Origin of the sequence: Bdellovibrio sp. GT3, from assembly GCF_037996765.1 — a bacterium.
Taxonomy (GTDB): Bacteria; Bdellovibrionota; Bdellovibrionia; order Bdellovibrionales; family Bdellovibrionaceae; genus Bdellovibrio.
Genome location: NZ_JBBNAD010000005.1, coordinates 921,735 through 938,584, shown reverse-complemented (window position 1 = coordinate 938,584; position 16,850 = coordinate 921,735). Strand labels below are relative to the sequence as shown.

The window sequence follows — 16,850 nt, the reverse complement described above, 5'->3', positions numbered from 1 at the left end:
AGTTCGGTCTAGTTGCAAGAGCAGGACATCTGCGCAGAGTCCGCGTCTTTACAGCGGAAGTATTTTCCAAGGTGGCTGACCACAATCGAATACGCTTTGCCGTTTTGCTCCACATAGTTCAATTCGTCACCGTTTTCATAGGTGATCAACAGCGCTCTGGAGGTTTTCAGCAGGTATGTATTTTCATAAATTTTTTGAATATCAGACTCTTTTGGATTTTGCTCAAGCTCCTGCGGCAATCGCAAATCTCGCACTTTCCCCGAAACCAACATCACATAGTGATGAACCGTTTTAACCGGCTCTGCCTCCGGTGCATTGGAATCCCCGGCGTACTCAACAAAGACTCTGCGAGTTTCGCCATCTTTCATTTTGTAATCCACGGAAGTCCATTTAGTTTGCATGTTGATGACTTTACCCATGTCCGGGGCAATCAACTTACCGATGATCTCGAAGTTAAAATCATCCTGCGGAGACAATTCCTGAACCTTCATATCCAGGCACTCACCCATAGCTTTGATATTCTTATTCAAAGCTGCATAGCGATCCGGATTTTCCATGGATGTCGGCATGAAACCGGAAGTGGAAACTCCCGCATTGGAATCAATCGGTGGCATATCCTCAGGAAAATGCCCCACGTGACCCGCTCTTTGCTTTAAGATGAAAAGACTGAATGCAGCCAGACCCAGAACAACGATAATAGGAACAATGATTTTTTGTTTTGAATTCATCATTCCTTAACTATCGGTTTATCTCTGAGCCAGGTCAATGAACTCTACTTGATCAAACCAATCTCACGAAGACGCTGCATCAAGAAATCCTGCCCAGTGATGTCTGGATACTTGGCCCCAGCACCTTTGCAAGATGGCAGGCAACTTAGCATTGCATCTGGATGAGGATGCATAAAGAACGGCATCGAATAACGATGGGAGTTTGTACCGTCTTGTGGATTGATCACACGGTGGGTGGTCGAAGGCAAAACGTCATTTGATAAACGTGCCAACATATCACCAACGTCCACAATCAAAGTGTCCGGCTCAGAATCAATATCCAACCAAGTGCCATCACGATCCTTCAACTGAAGACCTGAAGCTGTTGCCGCAGGCAAAATTGTGATGAAGTTAATATCTTCATGAGCGGCTGCGCGCACACAACGAGGATCAACACCTTCTGGGATCGGTGGATAGTGCAAAAGACGCAGAATTGAATTTCCGTCTTTCGTCATGCGAGCAAAGAAATCCTTGTCCACCTCTAGAGGCATCGTCAAAGCTTCCAACATCACATCACCCGCCACTTCCAAAGCTGCGAACAACTTCAGGAAGTGATCTTTGAATTCAGGAATTTCTTTATCTGGCCAGATATTATCAGGGTAAATGGATTTCAAAGCATTTGCTGGCGCCAGCTCACGGCCGACATGCCAGAACTCTTTAAGATCCATAACTGGAGAGTCTTTCGCATGTTCTTTGCCAAACGGCGTGTAACCACGTTGGAAACCAGCTGTTGGCGAGATGTAAGACTTTTTAACTTCTTCAGGAAGTGCATAGAACTTTTCAAGCAACTCGTAAGCTTTATGTAAATCAGCAGCATTAACGTTGTGATCTTTAAGGATGATAAAACCGTATTCTTTAAGGCCGGTAAACAATTGATCGATGAAGCGGGCCTTGTCGGATCCAGAACCTTGCGTATAACTTGCAAGACTCAATGTTGGAACTTTGCGAAGTGTACTGTTCTCTGCGTGAGAGCTGGTTTCGATCGTTCTCATAATCATCCCCTTTGGATTGGCTTTAGTGTGTTCAGCTTGAGGGGACAATACCAAGTTGCTGAATCCAAAGGCAACAGCAACTAATTATGCGTAAAAAGAATATCGAGAACTCTAACCAATGTGGCGTTCTCAAACTCAAAGTGAATATCCCCATCAAACAAGCGCACAGCATGCTTATTACGGTACGGAGAGCCCTCATCTCCCTCATATCCACGATAGACCACAGGGCGAGGATCCAACTTCAAAGTGTCCTCTATGATTTCCTGCAGTTTTTTATCAGGATTTTGTTTTTGCCACTGAGCTAAAATCTTTGACGCGTGCTCAGTGAACTCCACCTGGATTGGATCTTTAACAACCTCTGAAGTCCATCCTGTTCGGGCATTCGGGATCGATTCGATCTCTGGCAAATAAGGTTTGATATCCAAAATCGGCGTGCCATCAACAAGATCCGCACCCGAAACGATAATGCCGTCTTTTTCGACTTTCACCAGCTCCACCAACGATAAGCCAATGGGATTAGGACGATGTGGAGTGCGCGTGGCGAAAAGACCGATGCTCTTGCCACCCATGCGTGGCGGATGAACTTTAGCGTGATAGCGAGCCACCTTGTTCTGGTGAAACACCCACACTAACCAAACATGACTGAAACCCTCGAGCCCTTGAAGTGCTTCTTCCGGCTGAAGATCCGCACGAATCTTCAACTTTGCCCACGCACTCTTCACCAAGCCAGGCTGGCGCGGAGTGCCGAACTTATCCTTAAAACAACTCTCAATATACCCAATAGGTTCCATAGGTACGGCGTACCTTTTGGGGGCTCGCCGCGTCAAGCAAAAAGGCCGATCCTAAGACCGGCCTTTCGCTTGTTCTCAATTTTTTGAAGAGAAGGTATTAAAAATTACCTGAACGTCTCATCAAACCATCGCGGTTTTTAATGATGATTTCTTTGCCGTTCAAATCAATCAAACCTTCGTTTTTGAACTCCGTCAGATGGCGGGACAATGATTCATTAATTGTGCTGGCCAACTGAGCAAATTCATTGCGTGTCAGTTTTAGATTCAAAGAAATGCCATTTGGAGTTTGTGTGCCGAAGCGGTCTGCCAAAATCACCAATTGGTAAGCGATGCGCTCTTGAACTGAAGCCAAATAATGCAATTGGCTTGTGTTCTCGAAAGATTCCAAATCGTTTACAGATTGGTTCAATAGCAATTTAACCATCGGTGAAGCTTGTGCCATAGCAACTTGAATCAACTCACGTGGATACAACCACAAGACCGTCGATTTCACTGCTTTTGCATGGCATGTTGCAACGCCACCTTTTACCAAGGCTTTGTAGCCAAAGTATTCTCCAGGGGAAACAAGTTTTGTCACATATTCATTTGTCGTTGTGCGTCCTCGTGCGTGAGAACGATTTACGACAACTTTCACACATCCTGATTGCACATAGTACAATCCTTTTGGAGTATCCCCTTCCTTAAAGATCATCTCCTCTTCTTTGAGGTGAATTACTTCGTAAGGGACATTCGAAGTTGTTGGGATGTTCAAGTTCTGTTGGCCCATAAAACCTAGGGAGTTAACTCCGCCGTTGAGTATCGTTTGCGATTCCATGCTCTTAGTCCTCCGTGCTTTTTCTGAGTTGTTTGTTAACGTTTAGGCCATCCTAAACTGGTATAAAACAAGAGCCTAATTGAAATTATGACATAACCGACTTGTAAGAGTTGACCATTAGGTAATTGAAATGATTTGCCTTGACTCACACTCTACGGCCTCGTACTTTCAGCCCGACAAAAAATCTTAAAAAATTTGTGAAATCAAACGCTTATTAAATGCGCAGTCGCATGAAATTATGCGCGTGTGAAGGAATCATCAAATGACAAAAAAGTTTTTCGTTACGCTGCTTCTTCTGTCAATCAGCACCACTGCATTCGCGAACATTAAAGTCGGTCTAGTCCTTGATAAAGGTGGAAAAGACGACAAGTCCTTCAACTCCGCTGCCTACATGGGCGCAACCAAAGCCGAAAAAGATTTGAAGATTGAATTGAAATACGTTGAGGCAACTGACACCAACGCAATTGAAAATCTTCACCGCAACTTTGCTCGCAAAAACTATGATCTGATTATCGGTGTTGGTTTTGCACAAACTGATGCTGTTAAAAAAGTTTCCGCACAATTTCCCAAAATTAAATTCGCCATCGTTGACGGCGAAGTCACTGCCGCAAACGTTCGCTCTTTGATGTTTGAAGAACACGAAGGATCCTTCCTGGTTGGTGCATTGGCAGCAATGGCTTCCAAATCCGGCTCTGTTGGTTTCGTCGGCGGCATGGATATTCCGCTGATCCGCCGCTTTGCGATGGGTTACGACGCTGGTGCAAAATTCATCAATCCAAAAATCAAAATCTCCGAGAACTATGTCGGCGTTACTGGCGAGGCCTGGAACAATCCGGCCAAATCAAAAGAGCTGGCACTCGCTCAATATGGCAAAGGTGTCGATGTGATCTTTGTCGCAGCAGGCGCTTCCAACACTGGAGTATTTGACGCTGCGGAAGAAAAGAAGAAATTCGCGATCGGTGTCGACTCCAACCAAAATTGGATGAAACCTGGCACAATCCTGACTTCCATGATGAAAGCAGTTGATGTAGCTGTATATGAAACCATCAAGGAAACAAAGGATGGTAAGTTCAAAGGGGAAATAGCCCGCTTTGGATTGAAAAACTCCGGCGTGGATTACACCCTGGATAAGTACAACGAAAAACTGATAACTCCGGAAATGAAAAAGAAAGTCGACGATATCAAAAAGAAAATCATCGCCGGCCAGATTCAAGTTCCAGATTACTATAAGAAGAAGTAAACGCCATGAATCAAGTCCCTGCTGTTGAATTTCGAGGTGTCTCTAAAATATTCGGCGACTGTGTCGCCAATGCAGATATCTCCTTCAAAGTAACAGCAGGCACGATCCACGGGATCGTGGGCGAAAACGGCGCCGGCAAATCCACTGCCATGAAAATCCTTTTTGGTCTTTACACTCCCACTGATGGGGAGTTTCTGGTTCATGGCACCACCCAACACTTCCACTCCTCCATTGATGCCATGAAAGCCAAGATCGGAATGGTTCACCAGCACTTCATGCTGGCGGAACCACTGACGGCTTTGGACAATATTTTACTGCAACAAGATGGCGGGCCGTTTTCATTGCTTCCGCGTGTGGAACAATTAAAGAAACTCAATGACGTTGCTGCCCGTTATGGCTTTGACGTTGATTTGAATGCTACAGTCGAGGAACTTTCCGTAGGCGCCCAACAGCGCGTGGAAATTCTAAAAATTCTTTCGCAGGATTCAGAAATTCTGATTCTGGATGAACCAACAGCAGTTTTGACTCCGCAAGAGGTGCAGGATTTCTTCAAGAATCTGCGCCAGCTAAAGGCTGAGGGCAAAACTATTCTTATTATCACACACAAACTTAAGGAAGTGATGGCCATTACTGATGAAGTGACGGTCTTTCGCGCTGGTAAAGTCATTGGCAGCCGTAAAACAGCTGAAACCTCCATCGCTGATCTTGCGGAAATGATGGTAGGCCGCCGACTGCAAAATCCGGTTGAGCGCGGCACTTCGATTGATCCCAAGCCGGTCATTGAAATAAAAAATCTATCCGCCCAATTGGGCAATCATAAAGTGGAGAACATGAATCTGACGGTTCATACTCGCGAAGTGGTTGGCATTGCCGGCGTTGAAGGCAATGGACAAGATATCATGATTCGCGCTTTGTTGGATCATCATGCCTTTTCAAAAAAACACATTTCGGGTCAGGTTCAAGTCCACGGCAAGGTTGGATCTTTCCCGGAGGATCGCCTCCGTTTTGGAGTTTTGCCGACCAGACCTGCCTTTGAAAACTATCTTTTGGGTCAACAGCGAACCGCCAAATTCGCCCATGGTGTCTTTTTAAAAATGAAGGACATCATTCAAGCCACTCGTTTGGCTATGGAGCAATATGATGTTCGTCCCCGCAACGAGAATCTGGAATTTTCCCGTTTCTCTGGTGGAAACCAACAAAAGCTGGTTGTGGCCCGCGCGCTCCTGCAGCAACCACAAGCCGTCATTGCCGCACAACCCACGCGGGGCGTGGATATTGGTGCAATTGAATTTATTCATAATGAAATCCGTGCGGCACGTGATGCCGGTGCGGGCGTCCTTCTGATTTCTTCCGAGTTGGATGAATTAATGGCTCTTTCTGATCGTATTTTAGTTTTATACAAAGGTCGCCTGATTGCGGAATTCCCGCGCAATGAATTTGATGAAATCAAAATCGGAGCTGCAATGGGAGGTGGGCATTGAAACGCATTCTGGGATTTTTAATTGGACTTGTTACCGCCTTGCTTTTGACCCTGCTTGCCGGGGAAAATCCATTTAATATTTTCATGATCCTCATGAAGAGTGCCTTTGGATCCATGTACGATTTTGGTATGACTTTGTCTTACGCGACTCCGATGATTTTCTGCGGACTTTCTGTGGCTATCGGATTTCACGCCGGGATGTTTAATATCGGTGCTGAAGGACAGCTGACCATGGCTGCCGTCACGGCTGCCGCTATCGGTGTTTTCTTTCCTAACGTTCCATTTCCTGTCGCTCCACTGGTCGCCTTCCTGGGCGCCTTGGCAGTAGGTGCTTTTTGGGGTTGGGTCGTTGGTATCCTAAAAGCATTGCGCGGTTCCCACGAGGTCATCATCACAATCATGATGAACTTTATTGCTGCAGGTCTTGCCAGCTGGTTCGCTCTGAAAGTGATTCCAAATCCGAACTCCCAAAATCCTGAAACGGCCATGGTCTCTTCAAATTACTTGTTTAAAGACTATGATTTGGTAGCTCGACTTTTCCCTGACACCCCCGCCAACGCCTCTTTGGTGGTTGCGATTATTTTGGCAGTTTTGATGTGGATTTTTCTCTGGAAAACCACGTGGGGCTTCGAGTTGCGGGCGGTGGGCTCAAATCCCGAAGCAGCACAACGTTCGGGTATTTCGGCAAAGCGCATGCAAATTATCGCTATGGCACTGGCCGGAGCCTGTGCTGGATTTGTCGCACTTTCTGAAGTTATCGGCAGCGCAGGTCAGTACCGTGTGGGCTTTTCTCCTGATTATGGATTTATTGGAATCGCCGTGGCTTTACTTGCCGCTAACAATCCCATTGGTGTGATCGCAGCCGGCTTTTTGATGGGCGCCCTTCACAAGGGAGCCTCTGACCTGGATCTTGAAACTTCCACAATCACCCGCGACTTCTCGCGCATCATCCAGGCATTTATCATATTGGGTGTCGCAGCCAGCGCCTATTGGGAATACCGCGTTCGCCGCCAAAGGAAGAAGGACTAATGGAAACATTTTTCATGATCTTTGCCCTGCTGTTGGCCACTCTTCGTCTGGCGACACCACTGATCTTTGCCTCTATGGGTGGCATGATGAGCGAACGCTCCGGAGTTGTGAACGTTGCGCTTGAAAGTTTCATGTTGATCGGCGCCTTTACGGGGTCCGTCGTTGCTACCTCCAGTTCTTCTGCTTGGTTGGGCTGGGGAGCCGCCATGATTGCCGGTCTGATTATCGGCGCACTCTATGCCTTGTTCGTGATTGAATTGAAAGCCGATCAAATCGTTACAGGTATGGCCTTCAATCTTTTGGTGATGGGTGTGATTCCATTTGCCACTAAAATCCTTTTTAATTCCACCGGATCCACGCCTCCGCTTCCGGTTGATGACCGCTTCAATTATGAGCCTTTGGTGATGGCCTTCCTTCTGGTTGCGGCACTTGCATTCTGGCTTAAGAAAACGCGCTCAGGCCTGTGGTTGCTTTTTGCCGGTGAAAATCCGGATGCATTGATGGCCGCCGGGGTCAGCGTGCGCAAAGTTCGTTGGGCTGCGGTTGCGTTAAGCGGCGCCTTTGCTGCTTGGGGTGGCGCGAGTCTGTCTTTATTCCTGGCATCGGCCTACTCTCCGATGATGTCTGGTGGTCGCGGATTTATGGCTCTGGCGGCGTTGATTTTCGGTAAATGGAAACCATTGCCGGCCTTCTTTGCGTGCTTGTTGTTTGCCTTCGCTGATGCCATTCAAATTCGCCTGCAGGGCGTTCATGTTGGTGGAGTTGCCATCCCCGTTCAGTTCATTCAAATTTTACCATATATCGTTACTATCGTTGCGCTTGCGGGATTTATGGGAGCCAGTCGCTCTCCGAAGGCCCTGGGCCGCGAACTTTAATAATAAGGAGTCATCATGTTGAAGCTTGTCCTGCCATTGCTCTTGTTATCATCCACAGCATTTGCCTGGGGAGGCCGCGGCCACGATGCTATCTGCCGTGCTGCTGTCTTCTTGGTTAAAGACGAAGGATTGAAAGAATATCTTCGCAACAAACCGCAAATGATGGGTCATCTGTGCAACATTCCTGACTTTTATTGGAAGAGCCTGGGTGGCGAAGCCAACAAGCATGGAAATCCCGCACACTTTATCGATATCGAAGTCATCGGTCTTAAAGTGGCTGACATCCCTTCAGACTATAAAAAAATTATTACTGAATACACCGGGAAAGAAAACAAATTCAAAAATGACGGCACAACCATCAAGGACATTCCAACGGAATTCGGTTCTGCATGGTGGAGAGCGGATCAGTTCGTAAATCGCATCGCTGCTTTAAACAAAGACTTTGCGGCGGCAAAACCTCCAGCAAACTTCAAAGAAGAGCAGGACGAAAATCTTCCTTACAACAAGCTGGCATACCAAATGATTGTGGATATGGGATTGATGGGCCACTTTGTGGGCGACATCTCCCAGCCTTTCCATACGACAGCTGACTATGATGGCTGGGCGGCAGGACATGGTGGAATTCACGCGTACTATGAAGATGCGGTTGTTGGTGAATTCGATGGCGATCTTGACTGGTTGGTCCTGAAAGAAGCTCGTGCCATGAAGAACCCTTCGTTCTTGAAGCCAGCAACGGTCGTCGACAAGATGAAAGCTCTATCAATCATTTCAAATACAGAGATTCCAAAAATTCTTAAGATGGATCCGGTAACAAAACCTTCTGTTCTTAAAAAAGAACACGGAATGGAAATCAAAACTCGTGCGGAAAGAAAACCTGCAAGTGTTGCCTTCAAAAAAATGAAACCCGTTGTCGTCACCGATATGGCCCGCGGAGCCCTGTTGCTTGCGAACTTATGGGATGATGCTTACGCCAAAGCAGGCAGACCTAAGATTGGGGCATATAAGTCTTATAAGTATCCATTCACACCGGACTTCGTGATGCCGGACTACTACGCAATTCCAGCGGACAGCAAAACTGAAAAAAAATAGGAACACCTCGAAGGCCACGGAAATCGTGGCCTTTTCGTTTCACATTTATTAATCAGCATTTCACACCAAAATAGACCCTTCGACATCAAGAAATCTTGATGAAATCCAACCGCATTATTTCCACGTCTTAATAAAGTTTTTGCTCTTGAAACCGAATAAACACAAAATTGATGAGGTTTCGGTGAAAAATAGAAGCTTGAATTTTAAGATGATCCTGGTGATGTCCCTGTTGGCAGGTTCATCCATAGCAATCGCTACAATCGGTCTAATCAACCTGCAAAAGATGAATGATGTTATTGAGATTCTTGTGCGCGAAAAAAGCGCTCGTGTATCAATGGTCAAGGACATCCGCTCACTTTTCTATATTCAATTGATCAACGAAAAGAACTACATCCTGTCCAACGACGATCACGGCCGCTCTACAGTAGACACATTGATGAAACAGCGTCATGACCAGATGGAGGAAGCCATGGATCAGCTTCATGCTATCTCCACACCCGCTGGGCAGGAGGAGCTGGGTAAATTCAAACAGATCTATGAAACTTGGTGGACGAACATCCAATCAATCCGCAATCACGTTCAAGCGGGCAACGCGGATCATGCCGAAAAAATCAGTGTTACTGAAAATAAAGCTCTACGCCATTCCGGGGAAAAAATAATTGATTCCACTGTGGATCGCAACGAAGGCCAGATGCAACACGAAGTTGAAAAAATGGAGGAAAGCTATAAAGAGGCACGCTTGGTTATGATTTTGGTCAGCCTCAGTGCCATTCTTCTGGGAAGTATAGTTGGTGGCTTGATCTTGGCGGGCCTGAGTAGATCCATCAATGCGGTTATAGACAGCCTCTCCACTGCCTCTAAGGAGGTGTCAGGTGCATCAGGACAGATTGCAACTGCCGCCACAGAACTTTCCCAATCAACAACGGAGCAGGCTGCCTCCCTTGAGGAGTCTGTTGCCACAATCGAAGAGCTTTCCTCTATGATCAAGCAAAACTCAGTCAACGCGGATTCTGCTGCCAAATTTTCCGGAGACACCAGCGACCTGGCTAGACGTGGTGAAGCAGAGATGAAGTCTCTATCTGATTCCATGACTCGAATCGCAGCCGATTCGAAGAAAATGTCTGAGATCATCAACGTCATTGACGATATTGCCTTTCAAACCAACCTGCTGGCCCTAAACGCAGCTGTAGAGGCGGCAAGAGCGGGAGAACAAGGTAAAGGTTTTGCTGTGGTTGCTGAAGCCGTTCGCGCCTTATCACAACGAAGCGCAACTGCCGCCAAAGATATCGGCGACCTGATTCGCTCAAGTGTGGATCGCATCAGCCAGAGTAATACTCAGGCTGACCGAAGTGCCGATGTTCTTGCTGAAATCCTGATTGCGGTTAAAAAAGTTTCCGAAATAAATCAGGAAATTGCCTCTGCAAGTACAGAACAATCCAATGGGGTTACGCAAATCTCCAAGGCTTTGAATCAATTGGATCAAACAACTCAGATCAATGCAGCCTCCTCAGAAGAAGCTGCTGCTTCATCCGAAGAACTGGCTGCTCAGGCGGAGTCATTGGCTCACGTGATTCAGACTCTCGTTACTGCAATCAAAGGCAGTTCCACTAAATCAGAGAGCAGCTTGACCATCAGAACTCGACACTCTGAAAGCCTACGTCAAGTGAGCTAGTCACAAGATTTATCATTTAAAATAAGCACTTAACTTAATCTCAAAATGAGACAAGTCCACTCTATCAGGAGCCAGAAAATGGCTCCTGTCTATTCTCTGCCGCTTCAAATTCACCGTATTTCTTCCCGTATAGGCACGGCTCTAGCAACTATAACAGTGGGTTTATACGCCTAAAGGGAGAATTTATGAAAAAGAGAGTAATGCTTGTGATGGCTATCGTTATGGTTTTGGGTTCCGTGAAAGCGATGGCAACCTCTGCCGATTTGGAAATGGCCGAAGGAAAATGGTCCGCTGCTGAGGAAAACATGGCTTTTGAAGACACTATGAATGAAATTGCTTTCGGTAAAACCGAAGCCGCAGAAGAAGATATGCTTCGCGTTAAAGCGTTGGATAAAATTCGTGATCAAATCACTACTCTTAAAGAACACGGTTCTGAGCTTGACGAAGTTCGCGTGGGTAAAGAGATCGTCAGCCGTGGTCAGGCTATCTTTGCTGCAGAAGCGGACTTGGCTGTTTTGACCAAGAAGTTCGATAAAAAGTTCGCTGATGAGGTTTCTCGCATCCTTGAAGTCAGCATTCAATCTGCTAAATAGATCTTTTTCCGATCTGTAAACGCAAAAAAGCCCAGGTAGCCCTGGGCTTTTTTTATGATCTCAGCTTGTGAGAATCAAATTACTTAGCCATGTCGCCAGTGTATTTGAAACCAACTACGATCATGTCTTTTTTAGAGTCGCCAGTAGCAACACCGTAGTCTTTATCTTTTGAAGAAGAGTATGCTACGTGGTAACGGAAAGCTTCGTCAGCTTTAGGTACGTACTCAAGAGCAACTGCGAAAGCATCGCGTTTGAAGCTGTTATTAGAAGCAGCGCCATCAGCTTTGTTTTCAGACATTTCGTACTTAAGAACTGGAACCCAACCGTTCATGTTGTAACGAGCTTCAATGATAGTAGAGTTCGTTTTGTTTTCAGCAGTTGTAGTTGCAGTAGTCGCTTTGTCTTTGTTACCGAAGTACTCAAGATCGATCGTCAAGTCAGCCATTGGAGCAACACGAAGTGAAGCAGCCATGAATTCTTGAGCGTGACCAGTACCAGTAACATCGCCAGCGCCAGAAGTGTAGTTCAGGTTAAGAACCAACATTTTATCCATGAAAGAACCAAGGTAGTTCAAGCCCATGTTGTGGCGTTTGTCTGTAGAAGCAACACCACCATCAACAGTTACTGAATTTGTTTGGTTAGTTACTTGCGCTTCCAATTTATGGTTTTCAGCGATGCTGTATGCAGCAGAGATACCAGAAGAGTTCTCTGGGTTAGCGATCAAAGCTGCGTCTGCAGTAGCTGCAGAAACGTTACCGCCAGCACCGTTGTTAGCCAAAGAAACTAGGTAAGTATCACCGTGAAGGTTTTTTTGACGCTCAAAACCACCAGTGTTCACTTCAAGCTTACCAGCTTTGAACATGAATTGACCCATAGCTTTACCAGCCCAAAGATGATCAACGAATTGATCTACAGTCATAACTTTGTAAAGGTCTGCACCAACTAGAACTGGTGAGAATGCACGAAGGTTCCAAGCAGATTCAACAACTGCCTCACCTACGTTACCGTTCAAGTAAAGACGTGCTACGTTTGGTGTAAATAGAGATTTACCCGCTACGTTAGCGCCATCTGCCGCTGAGTAGTCTGCTGTGTTAACGTAATCGGAACGTACTTCCAATTTTACGCCTGCGAATGCGGAGCTAGCTGCAAGAGTAGCTGCGATCATCAAAAATTTTTTCATAGATGCATCCTTTCGTTTCGTTGCAAAATGAACTTTCAATTCGTTTAAAAGTTTTATCTTTATACAAAAAGGCTAATTAGGACCTTCGGCAAGATCAACAACAAAAATGCCGGGAAACATCCCGCGAACTAAAAAGTGGAGCAATTGCTTAGCTAGACCTCGCGAAAAAATCCGCGCAAATATTTTTATGTTTCCTTTATATAAAGACGAAGTAAAAATCCATCCACTCGCCGATGAAAACCGCGACAGCAGCGAATTTTGTGCAGACAAATTGATCCTGATATTTTCCTCAACTCCCCTCTGAAATTGAGGTTATCCACAAAAAATGCGACGCGATTTTGCGCTCATAATCACATTAATTGACGCAACAGCGAATTTACTGTCATCTGACTGGATCATGGTCGAGTTTGACTTTCATTTTACATTACACACCTAGACCATAGTCCTAGGATGAAGCCCGTAAATGACAAACCACAAGTAAACAAATCCAATATAAAGGATTCAATTTTCAAGGAGACAACAGTGCGTATTATCAAAATAGCGGCTTTAACACTTCTCACCTCTTCTTCTGTATTTGCAGCGGATATTGGTGGAATTACGGTGAACGGTGAGATTGCTTTTGACTACACATACAATTCAACCGGCGGTAATCCAACGGTGGCCGGTGGCACAGAAGTTCCGTTTTCCGGGGCTGCTCAAGACGGTACATATAGACTGAACACCACGCAAATTCTGGCAAAAAAGGAAACAGACAAGCTTTCCGTGCTGGCTCGTTTGGTTTTCAATCCAATCAGCTACGAATCAGCTCCAGGCTCTTCCAGCAAAAACAATTTCGGCATCTTGGATCAAGTGGAGATCTACTACAAACCTCTCCCTAATCTTTATATTGGGGCCGGTCGCTTCATGACCACTATGGGATATGAATCAGTCTTAAGATCCGAAAATATCTTTTATGGATACTCCATTGGATTCCAAGGAATCACACCGGGTTATGGCGAAGGTTTGCGCGCAAAGTACATCGTAAACGATCTATTAACGGCAACCCTAAGCACTTACAATCAGTCCAACTATAATATGTATGGCGATGACTATACGCCGACAAAGACCACTGAATTATCTGCGAATGGAACTATGGGTGACCTTCAATGGTTCGCGGCTTACTACTTCGGTAAAGACGCTGGTACTGCAGCCAATGACCGTGTTCAAAATGCGGCTTCCAATGTTTGGGCTTCTTACAGAATCACTGAAAATCTTTTGGCGGCTGTAACCTACGACTCAAAAACATATTCCACAGACTTGGGTACGAGTGGCTGGAGTGACTCAACGATTGGCCTCATCAGCTATAAACTTTGGAATAATACATTGTCCGCTCGTTATGAAATGATCCGTGGAGCAATGCATATGTCCGAAGGTGGCTTGGCTGGTGTTTACAATGGCGCTGACAAGGTGAATTCCCTGACTCTTTCAGACAAAATCGGTTTAAGTGAAAACTTCAATGCCTACGTTGAATTCCGTGCAGATGAAGCGGATGAGCAGGCCTTCAAAGATTCTGACAATAATCCCACAAAATACGCCCACATGTTAACTTTGGGAGCGCTTGCAAGCTTCTAAGTCAAAAAGGGACCTTCGGGTCCCTTTTTTTTTACATCGTGATCAAGTGTGCTAACATGTTCCTAGTAAAAGGAAGCAACCTTGAGCACGCAAAAAAAGAAAATCCTCACCGGCACAATTAAAAGACATCCAGATGGCTTCGGATTCTTCATCCCAGAAGACAAAGAACATCCTGACGTCTACATCCCTCGTAATTCCATGGAAGGCGTAATGACCAATGACAAAGTCACGGTCGAAGTCTATCCAGAAAAAGGTGGCGAACGCTTTCGTGGAGAAGTCATTCGCGTCGTTCAACGTGGCACAAAAACCTTTGTCGGCAGATTCTATCGCCTGAATGACCGATTGGGAATTTTGCGCGATGAGGGCAAAGGCTGGGGCCAGGATTTAAAAATCAAAATCGAAGATTCAATGAATGCGAAGGACAAGGAACTTGTCGCCGCAGAAGTCATCAGTTACCCAGAGGATGGAAAGTCGTTCACAGGAAAAGTTACTTCTGTCATCGGCAACGCTTTGGATCCTTTGACTGACATTAAACGCGTTATCCTGTCCTCGGGAATCCCCCAGGATTTTTCCGCAGAAACCCTTGAACAGGCCAAGCACTACAAAGAAGTCCCTGACGAGAAAGACTACAAAGGCCGCAAAGACCTTCGTGAGATGTCTCTGATCACAATCGACGGAGCCACCGCGAAGGATTTCGATGACGCCGTCTATGTGGAGACCAACCCAGAGGGATTCCTTCTTTATGTCGCTATCGCGGACGTCAGTCACTACGTTCAAGTCGGCTCCCCGATTGACCGTGATGCTTACGAGCGTGGAACTTCTGTTTACTTCCCTAATTTCGTTGTTCCAATGCTTCCGGAAGTTCTTAGTAATGGACTGTGCTCCTTAAATCCTCATGTGCCACGCTTGTGTATGGTGGCCGAAATGCAGTTCGACTTTACCGGAGAGATGACTCGCTCTGATTTCTATGAAGCTGTCATGGAATCAAAAGCCCGCGTAACGTATGGCGAAGCCCAGGAAGTTATCGACGGCAATGGTGCAGAAAAGTTCGATCACGTAAAAGATGGAATTCTGCGCTTGGCTGACCTCGCAAAAATTCTTATGGCAAAACGCTTTAAAGAAGGTTCCTTGGATCTGGAAATTCCAGAGACGGAACTTGTGATTGACGGCGCCGGTGTGCCCATCGATATCCAAAGATCTGAACGCCTTTTCGCCCACAGACTTATCGAAGAAATGATGTTGGCGGCAAACGTGGCCGTGGCAAAATTCCTGCACGGTAAAACTGTTCCTGCTCTTTATCGTATCCATGAACCACCGAATGAAATGGCGATCCGCACTTTAGAGAAGTACATGGCGACCTTTGGTGGAAAAACCAAACTGGGCCAGGGAAAACTGCAAAAGCGTTTAACCAAAGCCTTGGAAGAGTTTGAGAATCGTCCAGAAGCACAGATTCTAAATATCCTGACTCTAAGATCAATGAGTCAGGCAAAATATAGTCCGAACAATGTAGGACACTTTGGTTTGGGCTTTGAATACTATGCCCACTTCACATCTCCAATTCGTCGTTATCCGGATTTGATCATTCACCGCCTTCTAAAGACTCAAGTGGTGAAATCCAATCAATACCGCCTGATAAGTGAAGATGATTTGGCAAGTGCCGGGACAATTCTTTCAGCTGCCGAGCAACGCTCAACCAAAGCGGAACGCCAGGTTCAATCCATCAAGAAAGCCCGCTTCATGGAGAAATTCCTGGGTCAGGAATTTGATGGCATGATCAGCTCTGTTGCAAAATTCGGTATCTTCGTTCTTTTGCGTGAGTACGATATTGATGGCTTGGTTCGCTTGGACGATTTGGGCCACGATAAATGGGAATTCGACGAAGAGAATCTTCGCCTGACAGCAAGACGCTCTGGCATGTCTTTTAATATCGGTGACAGCATCAGAATTCAGGTTGCAGCAGCAGATCCTGAATTAGGTCAGATCAATTTCGTTAAAGCCGGCATGGAAATCAATGACGAAATGGACGAAGACATCGATGACGAAACGGGTGACAAGAAATCCCCAGCAGCCCGCTCCGCTGAAAAGTATTTGAATCGTCTGCGCAAAAAAGAAGAGCCTAAAGAGTGGCAGGGCGAGGAACGTCGTCGCGGCAATGATCGCCGTTCGAACGATCGTCGCTCCAGCCCCAATGAGAAGTCCTACAGCCTTAAAGAGGATCGCCAAGGACGTAAAGACCAAAAAAGTCGTCGTCATGAAGAGCGAGGCCCCAAACCTGCACAACGTGAAGAACGAAATCCAAATCAAAAATCCAGATTCTTTGGCGATAAACGTTCTGAACAAAAAGGTCAGGAAGAAAAAGTACAGAAAGCCCAAAAGGCTTTCCAATTCCGACCAGAAGGAGAAGAACGCAGCAAAGGACCTGACGAAAACTTGCTGCGTATGATCCTGGGGCCTTCAGAATTCCGCAAAACTCAAGGGCAGGATTCCGAAGATAAACCCAAGCTAAGCAAAAAACTGCAATTTGCAGAGCAAAGCAAAATTCGCGACAATGACGAATACTCGGAGAAGAACAGTGACAGCCTTAAAGACCGGAAGCCAAATCGGAAAGACGCTAAAAAACGCGGCGAGACTTCGAACGATCGTGGGGGTGTTCGCAAGACACGGGTTTCACAAGGTCGCGGAAAAGGTAAAACTAGGTAAGTTCGTCATTGAGCGTC

14 protein-coding genes are annotated in these 16,850 nt (G+C 46.0%); 9 read left to right on the top strand and 5 right to left on the bottom strand.

The annotated features are described in order from the left end of the window. Positions 1-8 precede the first annotated feature (8 nt). The 4 genes from AAAA73_RS11960 to AAAA73_RS11945 form a co-directional block, all read right to left on the bottom strand. Positions 9-731, bottom strand: coding sequence for a hypothetical protein (locus AAAA73_RS11960; RefSeq protein ID WP_340598550.1), 723 nt, complete (start codon positions 729-731; stop codon positions 9-11). A gap of 41 nt (positions 732-772) precedes the next feature. Continuing rightward, on the bottom strand, positions 773-1,759 hold the full coding sequence (locus tag AAAA73_RS11955; protein WP_340598549.1) for an isopenicillin N synthase family dioxygenase: 987 nt from the start codon (positions 1,757-1,759) through the stop codon (positions 773-775). 80 nt (positions 1,760-1,839) lie between these two features. Next, complete coding sequence (gene tsaA, locus AAAA73_RS11950) at positions 1,840-2,550, bottom strand: tRNA (N6-threonylcarbamoyladenosine(37)-N6)-methyltransferase TrmO (RefSeq protein WP_340598548.1); 711 nt, start codon at positions 2,548-2,550, stop codon at positions 1,840-1,842. A 97-nt stretch (positions 2,551-2,647) separates the two neighbouring features. Then, positions 2,648-3,364, bottom strand: coding sequence for a Crp/Fnr family transcriptional regulator (locus tag AAAA73_RS11945; protein ID WP_340598547.1), 717 nt, complete (start codon positions 3,362-3,364; stop codon positions 2,648-2,650). 262 nt (positions 3,365-3,626) lie between these two features. On the opposite strand from AAAA73_RS11945, the gene AAAA73_RS11940 reads away from it, so the two are divergent. From AAAA73_RS11940 to AAAA73_RS11910, 7 genes are all read left to right on the top strand, one after another. Continuing rightward, a complete protein-coding gene (locus AAAA73_RS11940) occupies positions 3,627-4,604 on the top strand; it encodes a BMP family lipoprotein (protein ID WP_340598546.1) in 978 nt (325 codons plus the stop codon). Positions 4,605-4,609: 5 nt separating this feature from the next. Further along, positions 4,610-6,085, top strand: coding sequence for an ABC transporter ATP-binding protein (locus tag AAAA73_RS11935; RefSeq protein WP_340598545.1), 1,476 nt, complete (start codon positions 4,610-4,612; stop codon positions 6,083-6,085). Next, the gene (locus tag AAAA73_RS11930; protein ID WP_340598543.1) at positions 6,082-7,113 is read left to right on the top strand and encodes an ABC transporter permease; all 1,032 of its coding nucleotides are present in this window, start codon (positions 6,082-6,084) and stop codon (positions 7,111-7,113) included. The genes AAAA73_RS11935 and AAAA73_RS11930 overlap by 4 nt, the downstream gene beginning before the upstream one ends. Next, on the top strand, positions 7,113-7,988 hold the full coding sequence (locus tag AAAA73_RS11925) for an ABC transporter permease (protein WP_340598542.1): 876 nt from the start codon (positions 7,113-7,115) through the stop codon (positions 7,986-7,988). Before AAAA73_RS11930 ends, AAAA73_RS11925 begins: the two co-directional genes overlap by 1 nt. Positions 7,989-8,003: 15 nt before the next feature. Continuing rightward, positions 8,004-9,077: a hypothetical protein gene (locus AAAA73_RS11920; protein ID WP_340598541.1), complete on the top strand. Its 1,074-nt coding sequence runs from the start codon at positions 8,004-8,006 to the stop codon at positions 9,075-9,077. Positions 9,078-9,258: 181 nt separating this feature from the next. Then, a complete protein-coding gene (locus AAAA73_RS11915; RefSeq protein ID WP_340598540.1) occupies positions 9,259-10,749 on the top strand; it encodes a methyl-accepting chemotaxis protein in 1,491 nt (496 codons plus the stop codon). 185 nt (positions 10,750-10,934) lie between these two features. Beyond that, positions 10,935-11,342 carry a hypothetical protein gene (locus tag AAAA73_RS11910; protein ID WP_340598539.1) on the top strand — a complete coding sequence of 136 codons (408 nt, stop codon included), beginning with the start codon at positions 10,935-10,937 and terminating at the stop codon, positions 11,340-11,342. A 79-nt stretch (positions 11,343-11,421) separates the two neighbouring features. On the opposite strand, the gene AAAA73_RS11905 is transcribed toward AAAA73_RS11910, so the two are convergent. Then, positions 11,422-12,522, bottom strand: coding sequence for a hypothetical protein (locus AAAA73_RS11905; protein WP_340598538.1), 1,101 nt, complete (start codon positions 12,520-12,522; stop codon positions 11,422-11,424). 522 nt (positions 12,523-13,044) lie between these two features. Between AAAA73_RS11905 and AAAA73_RS11900 the strand changes: the two genes are divergently transcribed. Both AAAA73_RS11900 and rnr read left to right on the top strand, forming a co-directional pair. Beyond that, positions 13,045-14,133, top strand: coding sequence for an outer membrane beta-barrel protein (locus tag AAAA73_RS11900; protein ID WP_340598537.1), 1,089 nt, complete (start codon positions 13,045-13,047; stop codon positions 14,131-14,133). Positions 14,134-14,214: 81 nt separating this feature from the next. Then, positions 14,215-16,833, top strand: coding sequence for a ribonuclease R (gene rnr, locus AAAA73_RS11895; protein WP_340598536.1), 2,619 nt, complete (start codon positions 14,215-14,217; stop codon positions 16,831-16,833). Positions 16,834-16,850 lie beyond the last annotated feature (17 nt).